This is a genomic window from Pseudomonas sp. GM49 (assembly GCF_000282355.1).
Classification (GTDB): domain Bacteria; phylum Pseudomonadota; class Gammaproteobacteria; order Pseudomonadales; family Pseudomonadaceae; genus Aquipseudomonas.
The window spans coordinates 11,759-30,741 of record NZ_AKJL01000051.1 but is presented as its reverse complement, the minus strand read 5'-3'; the positions used below and the strand labels follow the sequence as shown (position 1 = coordinate 30,741).

Below are 18,983 nucleotides of genomic sequence, written 5' to 3'. Positions count from 1 at the left end.
CAAGGCCAGGTCCGGGTGCAGTTCACCGCCGATTGCTGGACACAAGTGACCGACGGTAGCGGCAAGGTGCTGTTCAGTGGTCTCAAGCGCAAAGGCGACAGCCTGGCAGTCAATGGCAAACCACCGTTTACCGTGCGTCTGGGCTTTGCGCGCGGCGCTCAGGTCAGCTACAACGGCCAGTCGGTTGATGTCGTTCCGTTCACCAGTGGCGAGACTGCTCGCCTGAAGTTGGGTCAATAAGTCATGCACGGCGAATCTCCAATCAAACGTCGCGAATCCCGCAAGATCTGGGTCGGTAACGTGCCTGTTGGCGGCGATGCACCTATCGCTGTGCAGAGCATGACCAACAGCGACACCAACGATGTCGCGGCCACTGTCGCGCAAATCAATCGTCTGGAAGCAGCCGGCGTCGATATCGTGCGGGTCTCCGTACCGGACATGGACGCCGCCGAAGCCTTCGGCAAGATCAAGCAACTGGTCAAGGTGCCCTTGGTTGCCGACATTCACTTCGATTACCGGATCGCTTTGCGCGTAGCTGAACTGGGTGTCGATTGCCTGCGGATCAACCCGGGCAACATCGGTCGCGAAGACCGTGTGCGCGCGGTGGTCGATGCCGCCCGTGACCGGGGGATTCCGATCCGTATCGGCGTGAACGCCGGTTCCCTGGAAAAGGACCTGCAAAAGAAATACGGCGAGCCGACCCCGGCTGCGCTGGTCGAGTCTGCCTTGCGCCACGTCGAGCACCTTGAGCGCCTGAACTTCCAGGACTTCAAGGTCAGCGTGAAGGCTTCCGATGTGTTCATGGCCGTCGAAGCCTACCGCTTGCTGGCCAAGGAAATCGTCCAGCCGCTGCACCTGGGTATCACCGAAGCCGGTGGTTTGCGTTCCGGCACGGTGAAATCCGCCGTGGGCCTCGGTATGCTGCTCGCCGAAGGGATTGGCGATACTATCCGCATCTCGTTGGCGGCCGACCCGGTCGAGGAAGTGAAAGTCGGCTACGACATTCTCAAATCCCTGCACCTGCGTTCCCGTGGCATCAACTTCATCGCTTGCCCGAGCTGCTCGCGGCAGAACTTCGATGTGGTCAAGACCATGAACGAGCTGGAAGGGCGCCTCGAAGATTTGCTGGTGCCGCTGGATGTCGCGGTCATCGGTTGCGTGGTCAACGGCCCGGGCGAAGCCAAGGAAGCCCATATCGGCTTGACCGGCGGTACGCCAAACCTGATTTACATCGACGGCAAGCCGTCGCAGAAACTGACGAATGACAATCTGGTGGATGAGCTTGAACGCTTGATCCGCCAGAAAGCGGCCGAGAAGGTCGAAGCTGACGCTGCCGTAATTGCGCGCGGCTAAGCCTGGCTAAAAAGAGCCGAACGAATTAAGGAATTTAAGTGAGCAAGTCTCTGCAAGCCATTCGTGGCATGAACGACATCCTGCCCGAACAGACCCCCCTGTGGCGTCATTTCGAAGGCACTGTTTCGCGCCTGCTGGATAACTACGGTTACAAGCAGATCCGCATGCCGATCGTCGAGTTCACCGAGCTGTTCAAGCGCTCCATCGGTGAAGTGACCGACATCGTCGAAAAAGAGATGTACACCTTCGACGACCGCAACGGCGACTCCCTGACCCTGCGCCCTGAAGGCACGGCGGCCTGTGTGCGCGCGGTGCTGGAGCACGGCATCACCGGCGGTGGTCAGGTTCAGAAACTCTGGTACATCGGCCCGATGTTCCGCCACGAGCGTCCGCAGAAGGGCCGTTATCGCCAGTTCCACCAGATCGGTGTCGAAGTGTTCAACCTCGACGGGCCGGACATCGACGCCGAGCTGATCGTGCTGACCTGGCGCCTGTGGGGCGAACTGGGCATCCGCGATGCGGTCAAGCTTGAACTGAACAGCCTGGGTACCAGCGAGTCCCGTGGCCGTTATCGTGAAGCGCTGGTCGAGTACCTCTCGGCGCACATGGACAAGCTCGACGAAGACAGCCAGCGTCGCCTGAAAACCAACCCGCTGCGGGTTCTTGATACCAAGAATGCCGACACCCAGGCGGTATTGGTCGATGCGCCGAAGATGGCCGACTACCTCGACGAAGAATCCCGCGTGCATTTCGAGGGCCTCAAGGCTCGCCTGGACGCCGCCGGCATTCCTTACGTAATCAACCCGAAGCTGGTTCGCGGGCTGGATTACTACAGCAAGACCGTTTTCGAATGGGTCACCGACAAACTCGGCGCCCAGGGCACCGTGTGTGCCGGTGGCCGTTACGACGGTCTGGTGGAGCAGATGGGCGGCAAGCCGACCGCCGGTGTTGGCTTTGCCATGGGCATCGAGCGTCTGGTGCTGTTGCTGGAAACCCTGGAGCAGATCCCGGAAGAGATTTCCCGTCAGGTAGACGTCTACCTCTGCGCCTTCGGTGAAGCCGCCGAACTGGCTGGCCTGACCCTGGCTGAGCGTGTGCGTGACCAGTTGCCTAACCTGCGCCTGCAAGTGAATGCCGGCGCCGGCAGTTTCAAAAGCCAGTTCAAGAAGGCCGACAAGAGCGGTGCGCTGTACGCGCTGATCCTCGGTGACGACGAAATGGCCCAGCAAGTGGTAGGTTTCAAACCCCTGCGTGGCCAGGGCGAACAACAAAGCATTGCCTGGGATGCGCTTGCCGCTCACCTGGCCACCTGCGTCGTGCAGGATTGAAGCTGTCTAAACAGCCGAATTAGCGATTAAGGAGTATTGGGGTGTCGAGTACCGAAGACGAACATGTGGCGGAATTGAAGGAATGGTGGTCACGCAACGGTAAGCCCCTGGTTACTGGCGGCCTGTTGGCGCTGGTCATCGTGTTCGGCTGGCAGGCGTTCCACAAGTATCAGAGCAATCAGTCGCAAGGCGCCTCGATTCTCTATCAGCAATTGCTCGAAACCACGCTGACGCCTGACGGCAAGCCTGATGCGGCGCGGGTTTCGGACCTGGCCGGCAAGCTCAACAGCGAGTTCGGCGGCAGCGCCTACGCGCAGTACGGCAGCCTGTTCGTGGCCAAAGTGGCGGTGGACAGCGGCAAGCTGGACGACGCGGCCAGCGAGCTGAAAGCCATTGTCGACAAACCGGCCAACCCGGCGCTGGGCGAAATCGCCCGTCAGCGTCTGGCCCAGGTATTGGGTGCGCAGAACAAGGCCGACGAAGCACTGAAGCTGCTTGAAGGCGATGCCGACAAGGCATTCCTGGCCACTCGCGAAGAGCTCAAGGGCGACCTGCTGGTGCAGTTGGGTCGTACCGATGAGGCGAGCGCGGCGTATCAAAAAGCCAAGGCGGCACTGTCGGATGAAGCGGCGGTCGGTGGCCTGCAAATCAAGCTGGACGACCTGGCCAAAGGGGATGCGTGACGTGATTCGTTGGAAACATGCAGCATTGCTGGCTCTGGCCTTGTTGGCCGCGGGTTGCAGCAGCAACAGCAAAAAAGAACTGCCTCCGGCCGAACTGGTCGACTTCAAGGAAGAAGTGGTTCTGCACAAGCAGTGGAGTCGTTCGATCGGTGACGGTCAGGGCGAAACCTACAACATGCTGGTTCCGGCCATCGATGGCGAAACCATCTACGCCGCGGATGTCACTGGCGTGTTGATGGCGATGGACCGCAACACGGGCGACGTCAAATGGAAGAAAGATCTCGAACTGCCTGTTTCCGGCGCTGTTGGCGTTGGTTACGGTCTGGTCATGATCGGTACGCTCAAGGGTGAAATCGTTGCCCTGGACGCCATCAACGGCGAAGAAAAGTGGCGCGCTCGCGTGTCCAGCGAAGTGCTGGCTCCGCCAGCCAACAACGGTGACGTTGTGGTGGTTCAGACTCAGGACGATCGTCTGATCGGCCTGGATGCCTCCACCGGTAACCGCCGCTGGATCTATGACAGCACCCCTGCGGTACTGACCCTGCGTGGTACCAGTGCGCCGATCGTGACCAACCGCCTCGCGGTGGCTGGCCTGTCGACCGGTAAAGTGGTTGCCGTGGATATCTCCAACGGCGTGCCGGTGTGGGAACAGCGCGTAGCGATCCCGCAAGGTCGTTCGGAGCTGGAGCGTGTGGTCGATATTGACGGTGGCTTGCTGCTGTCGGGCGGGACACTGTATGTCGCCAGCTATCAAGGGCGCGTTGCCGCACTGGACCTGCAAAGCGGCCGTCAGCTCTGGCAGCGTGATGCTTCCAGCTACGCCGGTGTCGCCCAGGGTTTGGGCTCCGTTTATGTGAGCCTGTCTTCGGGCACCGTTGAAGGCGTCGACGAGCGTTCTACCTCGGCCTTGTGGAGCAACGATTCGCTGGCCCGTCGTCAACTGTCGGCCCCGGAAGTGTTCTCCAGTTACGTTGCAGTCGGTGACCTGGAAGGTTACCTGCACCTGCTGAGTCAGGTGGACGGTCGATTCGTCGGCCGTGAACGCATCGACAGCGACGGCCTGCGTGCCCGTCCGCTGGTGGTGGGTGACACGATTTATGTGTATGGCAACAGCGGCAAACTGGAAGCCCTGACCATCAAGTAACGACTATGCTTGGGTTTTAACCCCCAAGCGGCTTCAACCGTATGGATGTAGGAGCGAGCTTGCTCGCGATGGACGTCAACGATTACGTTGGTGGCCTGGATAAACGCGGTATCTTTGCGTTTTTCGCGAGCAAGCTCGCTCCTACAAAAAACACATGGTGATGCCCCCGAGCACCAGCCGCTGCCTCGCAGCGGCTTTTGTATTTTCTGAAATAACGAAGTGGAGAGCCGCATGGTTCCCGTAATCGCCCTGGTGGGCCGACCGAACGTCGGCAAGTCCACCTTGTTCAACCGCCTGACCAGGACTCGTGACGCCATCGTCGGCGACTTGTCCGGTCTGACCCGTGATCGCCAGTACGGTGAGGCCAAGTGGCAAGGGCGTTCCTACATTTTGATCGACACCGGCGGTATCTCCGGTGACGAGCACGGTATGGACGAAAAGATGGCCGAGCAGTCGCTGCTGGCTATTGAAGAAGCAGATGTCGTTCTGTTCCTGGTAGATGCCAAGGCCGGTTTCACCGCCGCCGACCAGATGATCGCCGAGCATTTGCGCAAACGTAACAAGCGTTCCCACGTGGTGGCCAACAAGGTCGACAACATCGACCCGGAAATGGCCCGCGCCGAATTCGCCCCGTTGGGCATGGGCCATGCGATCCCGATCGCCGGTGCCCACGGCCGTGGTATCACCCAGTTGCTGGAAATCGCACTGAGTGACTTCCCGAAAGACGAAGACGAGCTGGAAGAAGGCGAGGAAGAAGACGTCGCCGAAGGCGAGGAAGCCAAGCGCATTCCTGGTCCGAGCGAAAAAGACGGGATCAAGATCGCGATCATCGGCCGGCCGAACGTCGGCAAGTCGACCCTGGTCAACCGCATGCTCGGGGAAGACCGGGTAATCGTCTACGACCAACCCGGCACCACCCGCGACAGTATCTACATCCCGTTCGAGCGTAACGACGAGAAGTACACGCTGATCGACACCGCCGGTGTGCGCAAGCGCGGCAAGATCCACGAAGAAGTCGAAAAGTTCTCTGTGGTCAAAACCCTGCAGGCGATCAAAGACGCCAACGTGGTGATCTTTGTGATGGACGCCCGCGAAGGTGTGGTCGATCACGACCTCAACCTGCTGGGCTTCGCCATTGAATCGGGTCGTGCGCTGGTGATCGCGATCAACAAGTGGGACGGCATGACGCCGAGCGAGCGCGACTTCGTGAAGGTCGAGCTGCAGCGTCGCCTGTTCTTCGTTGACTACGCCGATATCCACTTCATTTCGGCCCTGCACGGCACTGGTGTGGGTAACCTCTACGCCTCGGTACAGAACTCGTTCAAGTCCGCGGTCACCCGCTGGCCGACGAGCCGCCTGACCCAGATCCTCGAAGATGCTGTGAGCGAGCACCAGCCGCCGATGGTCAACAGCCGCCGGATCAAGCTGCGTTATGCCCACCTCGGTGGTGCGAACCCGCCGATCATCGTGATCCACGGCAACCAGATCGAGAAGGTGCCGAAGTCTTACGTGCGCTATCTGGAAAACACTTACCGTCGTGTGCTGAAGCTGGTCGGTACGCCGATCCGCATCGAGTTCAAGGGCGGCGAGAACCCGTACGAAGGCAACAAGAACACGCTCACCGACCGTCAGGTCAACAAGAAGCGTCGCTTGATGTCGCACCACAAGAAGGCCGACAAGAAGCGTCGCGACAAGCGCTGATCGAGGTTTTTCCCGTGGGATGGAAAGGGCGCCAATGGCGCCCTTTTTCATGCCTGCCGTTTGGGCTATCCTCGGACTCCCCCGCGCCGCCGTAGAGCCGGGTGTAGAGCAGGGAACCACCGATGATCACCAGCAAGCTGCCGAATGTCGGCATCACTATCTTCACTCAGATGTCTCAGCTCGCGGCACAGACCGGCGCGCTCAATCTGTCCCAGGGTTTTCCCGATTTCGCGGCCCCGCAGGCCCTGTGCGATGCGGTTGGCCGGCATATCGCCAGCGGCCATAATCAATATTCGCCAATGACCGGGCTGCCGGTGTTGCGTCAGCAGATCGCAGCGAAGATCGCCCGCAGTTATGGCGCGCAGGTGGATGTGGATACTGAAGTGACGGTCACCCCCGGCGCGACCGAGGCGATTTTCTGTGCCATTCAGGCGGTTATCCACAGCGGTGACGAAGTCATCGTGTTTGACCCGGCATACGACAGCTACGAGCCTTCGGTAGAGCTGGCCGGCGGTCGTTGCGTGCATGTGCAACTGGGCCTGAACGACTTCAGTATCGACTTTGAGAAGCTTGCCCAGGCACTCAGCCCGCGCACGCGGATGATCATTCTCAACGCCCCGCACAACCCTAGTGGTGCGTTGATCAGCCGTGCCGAACTCGACCAGTTGGCAGCCTTGATCCGCGATCGCGACATTTATGTGATCAGCGACGAAGTCTACGAGCACCTGGTGTTTGATGGTGTGCCCCACGTCAGCGTGCTGGCCCATGAGGAGCTGTATCAGCGTGCATTCGTGGTCAGTTCGTTCGGCAAGACCTACCACGTCACAGGCTGGAAAACTGGCTACGTGGTCGCACCACCGGCCCTGACGGCGGAATTGCGCAAGGTGCACCAGTACGTCAATTTCTGTGGTGTGACGCCGCTGCAATATGCCTTGGCCGATTTTATGGCCGAGCATCCCGAGCACGTGGAAGAGCTGCCGGGTTTCTATCAGGCCAAGCGTGATTTGTTTTGCGATCTGCTGGCGCCATCGCGTTTCAGTTTCACCCGGGTGACCGGCACCTATTTCCAGTTGGTCGATTACTCGCAGATCCGTCCGGACCTCAATGACGTCGAGATGGCCCTGTGGATGACTCGCGAGCATGGCGTGGCAAGTATCCCGATCTCGGTGTTCTACCAGACGCCTCCTGAAGGCCAGCGCCTGGTGCGGCTGTGCTTTGCCAAGCGCGAGGAGACCCTGCGTGAGGCAGCGGAAAAACTATGCGTGATCTGAGTGCATTGCCCAATTTGAACGTGGCGCTGATCCAGACGTCCCTGGCCTGGCACGACCGCCAGGCCAATCTGGAGCATTTCGAGCAATTGCTGGAGCAGGCACGCGGCGCTGACCTGATCATCCTGCCGGAGATGTTTACCACTGGGTTCTCCATGGAATCCGAGACGCTCGCCGAGCCGGAAAACGGTCCCACCAGCAAGTGGCTGCGGGTTCAGGCGGCGAAGCTGGATGCGGTGATCACCGGTAGCGTGATCGTTCAGGCCGCCGACGGCAGTCACCGCAATCGTCTGCTGTGGGCGCGTCCGGACGGCGAAGTGTTGCACTACGACAAGCGTCACCTGTTCCGCATGGCCGGCGAGCACAACCACTACACCCCCGGCGAACGCCAGGTGCAGTTCGAGCTCAAGGGCTGGCGAGTGCGGCCGCTGATTTGCTACGACTTACGCTTCCCGGTGTGGAGTCGTGACGCCCAGGACACGGATCTGCTGCTGTACACCGCGAACTGGCCGGGCGCGCGGCGCCAGCACTGGAATCGCTTGTTGCCCGCGCGGGCGATCGAGAACCTGTGCTATGTGGCGGCGGTGAACCGCATTGGCACGGATGGCAAAGGCTTTGCGTATACGGGTGACAGCCAGGTACTGGATTTCCAGGGTGAGACGCTGCTCAGTGCGGGGGAGGCTGACGGGGTGTTCAAGGTGACGCTGGATGCGGCAGAGCTGGCGGCGTATCGGCAGCGGTTTCCGGCGAATCTGGATGCAGATACCTTCGAGTTCACCTGAAATTTTCGCTGCCTGACAGGGCCTCATCGCGAGCAAGCTCGCTCCCACAGTGACCGCGTTCACACCGATCAAATGTGGGAGCGAGCTTGCTCGCGATGGGGCCGGGACAAACAACACAAAAACGGACAGGCAAACAAAAAGGCCCCGAGGTTCACACCCCGGGGCCTTTTGCGTATCAGCGGAGGCTTACGCCGCTTTCGCTTCCGGCTGGCTCAGCGAGCGGTTCAGTGCGCTGAACAGGGCCTTGAAGCTGGCGGTGGTGATGTTTTCGTCGATGCCGACGCCATGCACCGCACGTTCACCGTTTACACGCAGTTCAATGTAGGCCGCGGCCTTGGCATTGGTGCCCGCGCCGATGGCGTGCTCGTTGTAGTCCATGATTTCCACCGGTACCGGCAGGCCGGCCACCAGCGCTTCGAGGGCGCCGTTGCCCTTGCCGCGCCAGTGCAGGTTGGTTTCGCCCTGGCCTTGGCTGGCGACTTCGACTTCCACCGCGCTGTGGCCGTTCTCTTCCTGCAGACGATGGCTGACCAGCGCGTACGGGGTGTTGGCCTGCAAGTACTCGCTGTACAGCAGCGCGTGAATTTGCTGGGCGGTCATTTCCAGGCCCAGGCGGTCGGTTTCACGTTGCACGACCTGGCTGAACTCGATCTGCATGCGACGCGGCAGGCTGATGCCATATTCCTGTTCCAGCAGGTAGGCGATACCACCCTTGCCCGACTGGCTGTTGACGCGGATGACCGCCTCGTAGCTGCGGCCGATGTCGGCCGGATCGATTGGCAGGTACGGTACTTCCCACAACTCGTCCGGTTTCTGCTGGGCAAAGCCCTTGCGGATCGCATCCTGGTGCGAGCCGGAGAACGCGGTATGCACCAGGTCGCCGACGTACGGGTGACGCGGGTGCACCTGGATCTGGTTGCACTCTTCGACGACTTTGCGCACGCCGTCGATGTCGGAGAAGTCCAGCTCAGGGTTCACGCCCTGGGTGTAGAGGTTCAGGGCCACGGTCACGAGGTCGACGTTACCGGTACGCTCGCCGTTGCCGAACAGGCAGCCTTCGACACGGTCGGCGCCAGCCATCAGCCCCAACTCAGTCGCGGCAACGCCAGTGCCACGGTCGTTGTGGGTGTGCAGGCTGATGATCACGCTGTCACGACGGTTGATGTGACGGCCGAACCATTCGATCTGGTCGGCATAGATGTTCGGCGTCGCGCATTCGACAGTGGCCGGCAGGTTGAGGATCATCTTGTGCTCGGGCGTCGGGTTCCAGACTTCGATCACCGCATCGCAGACTTCCTTGGCAAACTCCAGTTCGGTGGCGCTGAAGGTTTCTGGCGAGTATTCGAAGGTCCACTCGGTGTCCGGCTGCATGGCCGCGTACTTGACGAACAGTTTGGCGGCGTTCACGGCGATGGCCTTGACCCCGTCCTTGTCCTGGTTAAAGACAATGCGGCGGAAGGAAGGGGAGGTCGCGTTGTACAGGTGAACGATGGCTTTCTTCGCGCCGCGCAGGGATTCGAAAGTGCGCTCGATCAGGTCTTCACGGCCCTGGGTCAGCACCTGGATGGTGGTGTCGTCCGGGATGTGGTTGCCTTCGATCAGGGTGCGAACGAAGTCGAAGTCGGTTTGCGAGGCGGCCGGGAACGACGCTTCGATTTCCTTCACGCCGACCTGAACCAGGGTTTTCCAGAAGCGCAGCTTCTTGACCGCGTCCATCGGTTCGATCAGCGACTGGTTGCCGTCGCGCAGGTCGGAGCTGCACCAGATCGGTGCGGCGGTGATGGTTTTCGATGGCCAGGTGCGGTCCGGAATGTCGATGGTCGGGAACGCGCGGTATTTCGAAGACGGGTCTTTGAGCATGCTCATCAGGAAATCCTTATTGTGTGGGCCGAAAAAAGGCGGCCTGCCGGTGGATCAAAAGTTCTTGGCGTAACGCTTGGGACGAGGCACCACGATTCAGCCCGGCAGTCGTGCACTGACAAGGCACAGGCTGCTGTGCTGGCGGAGCTGAATGAGGGTGTGAGAGGTTTTCATGCCTTCAACCCTAACCGCGGGGGGGAAGGTTGGCAAGCAGTCGAAAAAAATTGAGAGGAATACTCGTGGGCGAGTGTTTATCGAGATTTTATTGCTGTGATTGGCAGTGATTGTTTTGTTGTTTGCGCAAGGTTTGAGTGGTGCGCAATTGGTGTGGGGCGTAGCTGGACGACTTTCGGTGCCTGTGAAATTGCCATTGCGAGCAAGCTCGCTCCCACTTTGGATGTGCTTGAACACGGACACTGTGGGAGCGAGCTTGCTCGCGATGGCGTCAGCTGCCTTACGCAATAATCAAGGTTGAAACGCACCAATGAAGATGGCCGGATCCACCCGCGCATCGTTCAGGCTGACGTTCCAGTGCATGTGCGGTCCGGTCGCACGGCCAGTCGCCCCGACCTTGCCAACCACACCGCCCCGGGCCAGTTGTTGCCCCACCTTCACGTCGATTTTCGACATATGGCAGAACATGCTGATAAAGCCCTGACCATGGTCGACAAATACCGTGTTGCCATTGAAGAAGTAGTTACCGATCAGGATCACCTTGCCGGCAGCCGGGGTCTTGATCGGCGTACCGGCCGGCACGGCGAAGTCCAGGCCTGAGTGGGGATTGCGCTCTTCGCCGTTGAAAAAACGCCGCACGCCGAACTTGCTCGACAGCGGCCCGTTCACCGGTTTGTCCAGCAGCACGTTGCTCGGGGTATTGGGGCTGAACGTGCGGTAAGCGGCAATCTGCTCGGCCAGTTCACGTTCGATGCGCTTGAGGTTTTCCGGGTCCGGATTGACCTGTTGGGTGTTCTTCAGGGTGATGCGCTGTTCCGGGTATGCCTTGTTGCCAACTGTAAAACTCAGATTACGACCGCCGCTGCTGATCGATTGAACCCCTGGTTTGACCGTCAGCGGCACGCCGACGATGGCCAGCCAGTTTTCCTGTTCCTTGACAACCAGCACCGGTTTGCCTTGATAACTGGCTTTTGGCGCCTGGGTGGATGTGCCCAGGTCGACCACCGCAACGCCGCCCGGCACCGGTTTGTTCAACAGACGGGTGATGTAGCTATCGGCGTGGGCATTGAAGGTCAGGCACAGCAACAGCAATGGAGCCAGGAAGCGCGGCATGGATCAGTCCAGTAAAGAAAGGGTGACGGGCGTCAGGTGATTGTCTTCGACCCGGACTTGCAGTTCGCCTTCGCCCAGTTTGGCTTTCAGGCGCTGGCCGGTATGGGTTTGCGCGGCGCTGCGGATCGCATTGCCGCGCTCGTCCAGCAAAATGCTGTAACCACGGCCGAGGGTCGCCAACGGGCTGACTACATGCAGTGTCTGCATCTGGCTGTGCAATTGCAGGCGACGGTTCTTCAGGCCTTCGCGGATGGCGCGCGGCAGGCGTTCGGCCAGGCTGTCGAGGCGCTGGCGCAGCATTGCCAGTTGCCGGCCCGGATGTTGTGCGGCCAGACGGGTTTCCAGGCGGATCAAGCGTTCGCGACGGGTGTTGAGGCTACGCTCGAACGCGCGGCGCATGCGCATGTCCAGGTCGTCCAGGCGTTGCGCTTGCTGGCGCAGGCGCTCGCCGGGATGACGCAGGCGCCGGGAGATACCTTCCAGGCGTAGTCGATCGCGCATCAGGCGGTCACGCATGCGCATCACCAGCCGGCGGTGCAGGCTTTCGACTCGACGCACCAGATCGCTGGAATCCGGTGCCAGCAATTCGGCGGCAGCGGAAGGGGTGGGTGCGCGAACGTCGGCCACGAAGTCGCTGATCGATACGTCGGTTTCATGGCCGACCGCGCTGACAATCGGCGTCACGCAGGCATCTACGGCGCGGGCCACGGCTTCTTCGTTGAAGCACCAGAGGTCTTCCAGCGAGCCGCCGCCCCGGGCCAGGATCAGTGCGTCGAAACCGCGGGCATCCGCCAGTTTCAGGGCGCGGACAATCTGCGCGGTGGCTTCGCGGCCCTGTACGGCGGTGGGGATCAGCGTCAACTGCACCTGCGGTGCGCGGCGGCGGAACACACTGATGATGTCGCGGATCACCGCGCCGGTGGGCGAACTGATGATGCCGATGCGTTGCGGATGCGCCGGCAGCGGGACCTTGCGCTCGGCACTGAACAGGCCTTCGGCGCTGAGCTTTTCCTTGAGTGCATCGAAAGCCAGGCGCAAGGCGCCATCGCCGGCCGGCTCCACGGTGTCGAGGATCAGCTGATAATCACCGCGCCCTTCGAACAGCGAGACTTTGCCGCGCACCTTGACCGCGAGCCCGTCCTTCAAGGCCTGGCGAACCCGTGCCGCGTTCTGCCGGAACAGCGCGCAACGCACCTGGGCGCCGCTGTCCTTGAGGGTGAAATACACGTGGCCGGAAGCCGGGCGGGCGAGGTTGGAGATTTCGCCTTCGACCCAGATGTTGCTGAACACGTCTTCGAGCAACACCCGCGCGCGGCCATTGAGCTGGCTGACGGTCAGGACTTCGCGGTCCAGGCCGAGTCTTGCAAAGGGATCTTTAATCATGGGGCGCAGTTTAAAGGCATTTGCCCGGCAATCTCCATGGCCCAGCATAAATCCCTTGTGGAGCCGCTTGATGTGGGAGCGAGCTTGCTCCGGGCGGCGATCCGACGATAGCGCTCCAGCAGTCGACATCGTCGATGAATTTTAAGACGCCATCGCGAGCAAGCTCGCTCCCACAGGTTTAAAGTCGTCAGCGGTAATCAAGGAAGACAGGGAGAATGAGTGTGCTTGAGTTGTTAACCCAATGGCCATTCGGCGCCATGGAATGGCTGGTCATCGGCGCAGGGATTGCCCTGGCCTACATCGTATTTGGCATCGCCGGTTTCGGTACGGCGCTGGTGGCGGGACCGATTCTGATTCTGTTCATGCCGCTGTCGAAGATCGTGCCGTTGCTGGTGCTGCTCGATTTTGTCGCGGCATTCGGCAATCTGTTGCCTTCGCGGCGCGATGTAGCCAGGCCGGAGCTGTTGCGGTTGTTGCCGTGTATGGCCGTGGGTTGCACGCTGGGAGTGATTTTCCTGCTGAACCTCAAGTCCGACCTGTTGCTGCTGTTGATGGGGTTGTTCATCAGCTGCTATGCGATTTACAGCCTGTGGATCAAGACCCGGCCGACGCAACTGTCCGCCCTGTGGGTGCTGCCGATGGGGACGGTGGGCGGAATGTTTGGTGCGTTGTTTGGCAGCGGCGGCTTTCTCTATGCGATCTATCTGAACAGCCGGTTGCCCAAGGAGGCAGCCCGGGCCACCCAGAGCGCACTGATCAGTTGCAGTACGGTGGTGCGTTTGAGCCTGTTTGCAATCGCCGGTGTGTATGCCGATTTGCCGTTACTGGTGCTGGCGGTTTGTCTGTTGCCGGCCATGGTGCTGGGGCTGTGGTTCGGTCGACGGTTGACCATGCGCTTGTCCCGCGAGGCGTTCGTGCGCCTGGTGACGTGGCTGGTGCTGGCCAGCGGGATCGCGTTGATCGGGCGCTATTTGAGCGCTTGAACTGCATTTTGCTCTCTGTAGGAGCGAGCCTGCTCGCGATGGACTTTAACGATAACGCGTGTTCCCTGATAAACGCGTCGCCCTCACGTTCTTCGCGAGCAAGCTCGCTCCTACAAAAAAAGCTGCTTCAATCGTTGTACTGGCTCAACAACCGCTCAAGTCGTGCACTGAGGCGGCGTTTGATTTCGGTTTCGATGTGCGGGGCGAAATCGTCGATCACGTCTTGCATGATCAGCTGCGCGGCGGCGCGCAATTCGCTGTCCAGGTGCAGCAAGTCATCCGGGTTCTTGCTGGCGGCCGGTGTCGACGTCGCCGCGGCGACGGGTTCAACGATGGGGGCAGGGGTTGTCGCTTCGACGGGTGGCGAAGGCTCGCTCACGGCGTCGAACAACATGGGAATCTGTTCCTGATCGCCTTCCTCGACCGTGTCGGTCAGCAGGGGCGGTTGCAGGTTGTCATCGCCGAGCAATTGGCGGATCGACTCAAGGTCGTCCAGCAGGTGCGCGGACTGTTGCAGCGGTTTTGGAGTGTCCATTGGAAGGCTCAGAGTCGCTGTAAACGGTGATCTTGCAGAGGATAGCCCTGTTCGCGGTAGAAACGGAAACTCTCCCGCGCGGCCGCTCTGATCGTCGGATCCTCCACCACCACTTCCGCCACTCTGGCGAACTTGTTGGCGAAGGCCGGGACTTTCAGGTCGAGATTGACCAGCAAATCCTGATGCTGACCGCAGTCATCGCCCAACCCCAAAACAATCAAGCCGTCAGGTTCGCTGTCGGCAGGGCCGTGGGGCACGAAGCTTTCGCCCTTGAACGCCCATAGCCGCGCATCCAGATCGTCACGCTGGGCCGCGTCGCTGCAATGCAGGTAGATCCGGTGGCCCATGCGCCAGGCTTTCTCGGTGAGCTTGCAGGCAAAGTCCAGGCGTGCCGAAGGATCGGCGCTGGGCAGGATATAGAAGTCGACTTTGGTCATTGCGGTTCCAGAGCGGCAAGCGGCATCACCGGAAAGTGACGCCGCCGCCCATCAACGGTTTCAGGCTTTGGCGCGATCCAGCAGGTACTGGGTCAGCAGGGGAACCGGACGGCCAGTGGCGCCCTTGTCCTTGCCGCCGCTGGTCCAGGCAGTGCCGGCGATGTCCAGGTGCGCCCAGTTCAGGTTCTTGGTGAAGCGCGACAGGAAGCAGGCAGCGGTGATGGTGCCGGCTTTCGGGCCACCAATGTTGGCGATGTCGGCAAATGGACTGTCTAGCTGTTCCTGGTACTCATCGAACAGCGGCAGTTGCCAGGCGCGGTCGTCGGCAGCCTTGCCGGCGCTCAGCAGTTGGCCGATCAGTTCGTCATTGTTACCCAGCAGGCCCGACGTGTGGGAACCCAGGGCTACCACGCAGGCGCCGGTCAGGGTCGCGATGTCGATAACGGCTTGTGGCTTGAAACGCTCGGAATAGGTCAGGGCGTCGCACAGCACCAGACGGCCTTCGGCGTCGGTGTTGAGGATTTCCACAGTCTGGCCGCTCATGGTGGTCACGATGTCGCCTGGTCGCGAAGCAGTGCCGCTCGGCATGTTCTCGGCGCAGGCCAGGATGCACACCAGGTTGATCGGCAGTTTCAGCTCGAGCACGGCGCGCAGGGTGCCGAACACGCTGGCGGCGCCGCCCATGTCGTACTTCATTTCATCCATGCCGGCGCCCGGTTTCAGGCTGATACCGCCGGTGTCGAAGGTGATGCCCTTGCCAACCAGCGCGTATGGCTTCTCGGATTTCTTGCCGCCGTTGTATTGCATGACGATCAGGCGTGGTGGCTGTGCGCTGCCCTGGCCCACGGCATAGAACGAGCCCATGCCCAGCGCCTTGATCTTCTTCTCGTCGAGGACTTCGACTTTCAGGTCCTTGAACTCTTTACCCAGCTCTTTTGCCTGCTCACCGAGGAAGGTCGGGTGGCAGATGTTCGGCGGCAGGTTGCCCAGATCACGGGTGAAGGCCATGCCGTTGGCGATGGCGGTGGCGTGGGTCACGGCGCGTTGCACTTCGGCCTGAGCGGCTTTGATGGTCAGCAGGGTGATTTTCTTCAGGGCGCGGGGATCGGCTTTCTGGCTCTTGAACTGCTCGAAGCTGTATTCGCCGTCCACCAGGGTTTCGGCCAGCAGGCGGGTCTTGCCGTAGCTGTCGCGGCCTTTGACGACCACTTCATCCAGGGCCAGCACCGCATCGCTGCCACCCAGGCCTTTCAGGGAGTTGAGGATACCGGCGATGATTTTGCGGAACGGGCGGTCACCCAGTTCATCATCCTTGCCCACGCCCACCAGCAGCACACGCTCGGCCTTGAGGTTCGGCAGGCTGTGCAGCAACAGGCTCTGGCCAACCTTGCCGGCCAGGTCGCCGCGCTTAAGCACTGCGCTGATCGCGCCGCCGCTCAGTTCGTCGAGTTGTTTGGCAACAGCGCCGAGCTTGCGGCCTTCGCCGACGGAGACCACGAGAGTGGCGGTCTTCAACGTTTCGGGGTTGACGCTTTTTACAACCAGTTCCATGTCCGGGTCCCTGAATTGATGGTTATCACGCATGCGCCCGACACCTTATGTGCGTCGATTGCTTATAAACAGAAAGGCGCCAGGATCGACCGGCGACAAAGGCCGCAGTTTGAACCTCGCTACCGGCGGCTGACAACCCTCGGTTGTACGATCTTCATGGTTTTGTGAGCCAGCGTAGGAGCGAGCTTGCTCGCGAAGAACCTGAGGGTGCCGCGGGGTTTCAGGCCTCCCGCGTTATCGTTAACGACCATCGCGAGCTCGCTCGCTCCTACACACCCTGCGGCCCAATGTATTGCGCAGTGACAGGCGTGCCCAATCACAGGATAATGCGCCATCTTTTTTCGGCGGCTCTGCCTTGCGGGCTGTCCGATACGTTTGCTTGTTTGGCCGCCTTAGCCTGACAACCCTGGAGTGTCTGGTTTGATTGTCTTCCGTTACCTGTCCCGCGAAGTCCTGTTGACCTTGAGCGCCGTCAGCGCCGTGCTGCTGGTCATCATCATGAGCGGTCGTTTCATCAAGTACCTCGCCCAGGCGGCCTCTGGCCTGCTGGATCCGGGTTCGCTGTTCCTGATCATGGGCTTTCGTCTGCCGGGATTCCTCCAACTGATTCTGCCGCTTGGGCTGTTTCTCGGGATCCTGTTGTCCTACGGGCGCCTGTACCTCGAAAGTGAAATGACCGTGCTCTCGGCCACCGGCATGAGCCAGCAGCGGCTGGTTTGGATGACAATGTTTCCGGCCACCCTGGTTGCACTCATCGTGGCGTGGCTGAGCCTGAGCCTGGCGCCACAAGGGGCCAACCAGTTTCAGTTGCTGCTGAACAAGCAGGATGCCCTGACCGAATTCGATACCCTGGAGCCAGGGCGTTTCCAGGCCCTGCGAGACGGTACCCGGGTCACCTACACCGAGCGCATGTCGGATGACCGCGTCAATCTGGGCGGTGTGTTCATCTCGCAAAAAAACATCAGTTCCAATAACAAGGATCGCGGGATTTCTGTCCTGGTGGCGGAAAAGGGGCGTCAGGAGATTCGCCCGGACGGCAACCGCTACCTGATCCTTGATAACGGCTATCGCTATGACGGTAGTCCGGGTCAGGCCGACTACCGGGCGATCAAATACGACGAGTACGGTGTGTTGCTGCCAAAACCGGACGTCAGCGACGAAGTCACAGACCGTGATGCGATGCCGACCAGTACGTTGGTCGGCAGTGAAGACATTCGTTTGCGCGCCGAATTGCAATGGCGTATGTCACTGCCGTTGCTGGTGTTCATCGTGACCTTGATGGCGGTACCGTTGTCGCGGGTCAACCCGCGTCAGGGCCGGTTCCTCAAGTTGCTGCCGGCGGTTCTTCTTTATATGGCCTACCTGACCATTCTGATTGCCGCCCGCGGTGCCCTGGACAAGGGCAAGATCCCCGCGGCACTGGGCTTGTGGTGGGTGCACGGGATTTTCCTGGCCATCGGCCTGGGCCTGCTCTATTGGGAGCCCTTGCGTTTGAAGAGGGCAAGTCGCCGCAGCGCGCTGGAGGTGGCCCGTGGTTAAGCTGGATCGCTACATTGGTAGCAGCGTGTTGATTGCGATTCTGGCGGTGCTCGGGATCATTCTTGGCCTGGCGACACTGTTTGCCTTCATCGACGAGATGAGTGAAGTCACCGATACCTACACCCTGCTCGATGTTCTGAGTTATGTGACGCTGACTGCGCCACGCCGGATGTACGAAATGCTGCCGATGGCCGCGCTGATCGGTTGCCTGATCGGTCTGGGCAGTCTGGCCAGCAACAGTGAACTGACCGTCATGCGCGCCGCCGGTGTGTCGATCGGCCGGATCGTCTGGGCGGTGATGAAACCGATGCTGGTATTGATGCTCGCCGGTGTGCTGGTCGGCGAGTACATCGCGCCGCCTGCCGAAACCGCCGCGCAGGCCAATCGCTCGCTGGCCCAGGGCAGCGGCGATGCACAAAGCGCCAAGCACGGCTTGTGGCACCGCCAGGGCGATGAGTTCATTCACGTCAACTCGGTACAACCCAACGGCATCCTGTACGGCGTGACCCGCTACCGTTTCGACAACGAACGGCACATGCTGTCGGCGAGCTTCGCCAAGCGTGCCGAGTTCGACACGGATCACTGGCAGTTGACGGACGTCACGACGACGCTGTTCCACGAGCGCAGCACTGAAGTGGTGTCGACCCCGGTCGAGCGATGGGAAGTAGCCTTGAGTCCGCAATTGCTGAGCACGGTGGTCATGGTGCCGGAGTCGCTGTCGATCAGCGGTCTGTGGGGGTATATCCACTATCTGGCGGAGCAGGGGTTGAACAACAGCCGTTATTGGCTGGCATTTTGGGTCAAGGTGTTGCAGCCGCTGGTCACTGCCGCCCTGGTGTTGATGGCGATTTCCTTCATCTTTGGTCCGCTGCGTTCGGTGACCCTGGGTCAACGAGTGTTCACCGGCGTGCTGGTGGGCTTCACCTTCCGCATCGTTCAGGATCTGCTGGGGCCGTCGAGCCAGGTGTTCGGCTTCCCACCCTTGCTTTCGGTGCTGGTGCCAGCGGGTGTTTGTGCCGTGGCGGGGCTCTGGCTGATGCGCCGGGCAGGCTGATGACGGGCATTTCCCGACCGCTTTGACGATAAAAAACGCCCTGGTCGCAAGACCGGGGCGTTTTTGTAGGTGCCGTCTGACCTGCGAACGTGACG

Annotated in this window: 17 protein-coding genes and 1 pseudogene; 11 read left to right on the top strand and 7 right to left on the bottom strand. The window is 60.7% G+C overall.

Annotated features, from left to right (window positions below):
• The 8 genes from PMI29_RS24195 to PMI29_RS24230 form a co-directional block, all read left to right on the top strand.
• Window positions 1-240, top strand: a 240-nt coding sequence (locus PMI29_RS24195; protein ID WP_007994878.1) for a DUF4115 domain-containing protein, incomplete at its 5' end; no start/stop codon positions are given.
• A 3-nt stretch (window positions 241-243) separates the two neighbouring features.
• Window positions 244-1,353: a flavodoxin-dependent (E)-4-hydroxy-3-methylbut-2-enyl-diphosphate synthase gene (ispG, locus tag PMI29_RS24200; protein ID WP_003185136.1), complete on the top strand. Its 1,110-nt coding sequence runs from the start codon at window positions 244-246 to the stop codon at window positions 1,351-1,353.
• A 38-nt stretch (window positions 1,354-1,391) separates the two neighbouring features.
• Window positions 1,392-2,681 carry a histidine--tRNA ligase gene (gene hisS, locus PMI29_RS24205; protein WP_007982764.1) on the top strand — a complete coding sequence of 430 codons (1,290 nt, stop codon included), beginning with the start codon at window positions 1,392-1,394 and terminating at the stop codon, window positions 2,679-2,681.
• A gap of 41 nt (window positions 2,682-2,722) precedes the next feature.
• Window positions 2,723-3,364, top strand: a complete 642-nt coding sequence (locus PMI29_RS24210; RefSeq protein WP_007982766.1) for a YfgM family protein — start codon at window positions 2,723-2,725, stop codon at window positions 3,362-3,364.
• The gene (bamB, locus tag PMI29_RS24215) at window positions 3,357-4,508 is read left to right on the top strand and encodes an outer membrane protein assembly factor BamB (protein ID WP_033052048.1); all 1,152 of its coding nucleotides are present in this window, start codon (window positions 3,357-3,359) and stop codon (window positions 4,506-4,508) included. The genes PMI29_RS24210 and bamB overlap by 8 nt, the downstream gene beginning before the upstream one ends.
• A gap of 231 nt (window positions 4,509-4,739) precedes the next feature.
• Window positions 4,740-6,209, top strand: coding sequence for a ribosome biogenesis GTPase Der (der, locus tag PMI29_RS24220; protein ID WP_007994875.1), 1,470 nt, complete (start codon window positions 4,740-4,742; stop codon window positions 6,207-6,209).
• 122 nt (window positions 6,210-6,331) lie between these two features.
• Complete coding sequence (locus PMI29_RS24225; RefSeq protein ID WP_007994874.1) at window positions 6,332-7,480, top strand: pyridoxal phosphate-dependent aminotransferase; 1,149 nt, start codon at window positions 6,332-6,334, stop codon at window positions 7,478-7,480.
• On the top strand, window positions 7,468-8,259 hold the full coding sequence (locus PMI29_RS24230) for an amidohydrolase (RefSeq protein WP_007994872.1): 792 nt from the start codon (window positions 7,468-7,470) through the stop codon (window positions 8,257-8,259). Before PMI29_RS24225 ends, PMI29_RS24230 begins: the two co-directional genes overlap by 13 nt.
• 186 nt (window positions 8,260-8,445) lie before the next feature.
• Here the strand turns inward: PMI29_RS24230 and leuA are convergent, their stop codons facing one another.
• The 3 genes from leuA to xseA form a co-directional block, all read right to left on the bottom strand.
• Complete coding sequence (gene leuA, locus PMI29_RS24235) at window positions 8,446-10,125, bottom strand: 2-isopropylmalate synthase (RefSeq protein WP_007994867.1); 1,680 nt, start codon at window positions 10,123-10,125, stop codon at window positions 8,446-8,448.
• Between the two features lie 459 nt (window positions 10,126-10,584).
• Window positions 10,585-11,406, bottom strand: coding sequence for a M23 family metallopeptidase (locus PMI29_RS24240; protein WP_007994865.1), 822 nt, complete (start codon window positions 11,404-11,406; stop codon window positions 10,585-10,587).
• Window positions 11,407-11,409: 3 nt separating this feature from the next.
• Entirely contained in the window at window positions 11,410-12,789 is a 1,380-nt protein-coding gene (xseA, locus tag PMI29_RS24245) for an exodeoxyribonuclease VII large subunit (RefSeq protein ID WP_033052047.1), read from the bottom strand.
• 215 nt (window positions 12,790-13,004) lie between these two features.
• Between xseA and PMI29_RS24250 the strand changes: the two genes are divergently transcribed.
• Window positions 13,005-13,772, top strand: a complete 768-nt coding sequence (locus PMI29_RS24250; protein ID WP_007994862.1) for a sulfite exporter TauE/SafE family protein — start codon at window positions 13,005-13,007, stop codon at window positions 13,770-13,772.
• 127 nt (window positions 13,773-13,899) lie between these two features.
• Here PMI29_RS24250 and PMI29_RS24255 read toward each other — a convergent pair whose 3' ends face one another.
• The 4 genes and pseudogenes from PMI29_RS24255 to PMI29_RS32470 form a co-directional block, all read right to left on the bottom strand.
• Window positions 13,900-14,307, bottom strand: a complete 408-nt coding sequence (locus PMI29_RS24255; protein WP_007994860.1) for a hypothetical protein — start codon at window positions 14,305-14,307, stop codon at window positions 13,900-13,902.
• Window positions 14,308-14,315: 8 nt separating this feature from the next.
• Window positions 14,316-14,744, bottom strand: a complete 429-nt coding sequence (locus tag PMI29_RS24260; protein WP_007994859.1) for a DNA polymerase III subunit chi — start codon at window positions 14,742-14,744, stop codon at window positions 14,316-14,318.
• 60 nt (window positions 14,745-14,804) lie between these two features.
• Window positions 14,805-16,295: a leucyl aminopeptidase gene (locus PMI29_RS24265; RefSeq protein ID WP_033052049.1), complete on the bottom strand. Its 1,491-nt coding sequence runs from the start codon at window positions 16,293-16,295 to the stop codon at window positions 14,805-14,807.
• A gap of 170 nt (window positions 16,296-16,465) precedes the next feature.
• Window positions 16,466-16,546: pseudogene (locus PMI29_RS32470) on the bottom strand (outer membrane lipoprotein carrier protein LolA); the annotation flags it as partial.
• A gap of 169 nt (window positions 16,547-16,715) precedes the next feature.
• On the opposite strand from PMI29_RS32470, the gene lptF reads away from it, so the two are divergent.
• Both lptF and lptG read left to right on the top strand, forming a co-directional pair.
• Complete coding sequence (gene lptF / locus PMI29_RS24270) at window positions 16,716-17,834, top strand: LPS export ABC transporter permease LptF (protein ID WP_007994854.1); 1,119 nt, start codon at window positions 16,716-16,718, stop codon at window positions 17,832-17,834.
• Window positions 17,827-18,888: an LPS export ABC transporter permease LptG gene (lptG, locus tag PMI29_RS24275; protein WP_007994852.1), complete on the top strand. Its 1,062-nt coding sequence runs from the start codon at window positions 17,827-17,829 to the stop codon at window positions 18,886-18,888. The genes lptF and lptG overlap by 8 nt, the downstream gene beginning before the upstream one ends.
• The last annotated feature ends 95 nt before the right edge of the window (window positions 18,889-18,983 follow it).

Excerpts from the sequence above, each read along its gene's own strand:
- ispG (WP_003185136.1), top strand. The coding sequence starts at position 244 with ATGCACGGCGAATCTCCAATCAAACGTCGCGAATCCCGCAAGATCTGG.
- bamB (WP_033052048.1), top strand. The coding sequence starts at position 3,357 with ATGCGTGACGTGATTCGTTGGAAACATGCAGCATTGCTGGCTCTGGCC.
- der (WP_007994875.1), top strand. The coding sequence starts at position 4,740 with ATGGTTCCCGTAATCGCCCTGGTGGGCCGACCGAACGTCGGCAAGTCC.
- PMI29_RS24225 (WP_007994874.1), top strand. The coding sequence starts at position 6,332 with ATGATCACCAGCAAGCTGCCGAATGTCGGCATCACTATCTTCACTCAG.
- PMI29_RS24230 (WP_007994872.1), top strand. The coding sequence starts at position 7,468 with ATGCGTGATCTGAGTGCATTGCCCAATTTGAACGTGGCGCTGATCCAG.
- leuA (WP_007994867.1), bottom strand. The coding sequence starts at position 10,125 with ATGAGCATGCTCAAAGACCCGTCTTCGAAATACCGCGCGTTCCCGACC.
- PMI29_RS24240 (WP_007994865.1), bottom strand. The coding sequence starts at position 11,406 with ATGCCGCGCTTCCTGGCTCCATTGCTGTTGCTGTGCCTGACCTTCAAT.
- xseA (WP_033052047.1), bottom strand. The coding sequence starts at position 12,789 with ATGATTAAAGATCCCTTTGCAAGACTCGGCCTGGACCGCGAAGTCCTG.
- PMI29_RS24250 (WP_007994862.1), top strand. The coding sequence starts at position 13,005 with ATGAGTGTGCTTGAGTTGTTAACCCAATGGCCATTCGGCGCCATGGAA.
- PMI29_RS24255 (WP_007994860.1), bottom strand. The coding sequence starts at position 14,307 with ATGGACACTCCAAAACCGCTGCAACAGTCCGCGCACCTGCTGGACGAC.
- PMI29_RS24260 (WP_007994859.1), bottom strand. The coding sequence starts at position 14,744 with ATGACCAAAGTCGACTTCTATATCCTGCCCAGCGCCGATCCTTCGGCA.
- PMI29_RS24265 (WP_033052049.1), bottom strand. The coding sequence starts at position 16,295 with ATGGAACTGGTTGTAAAAAGCGTCAACCCCGAAACGTTGAAGACCGCC.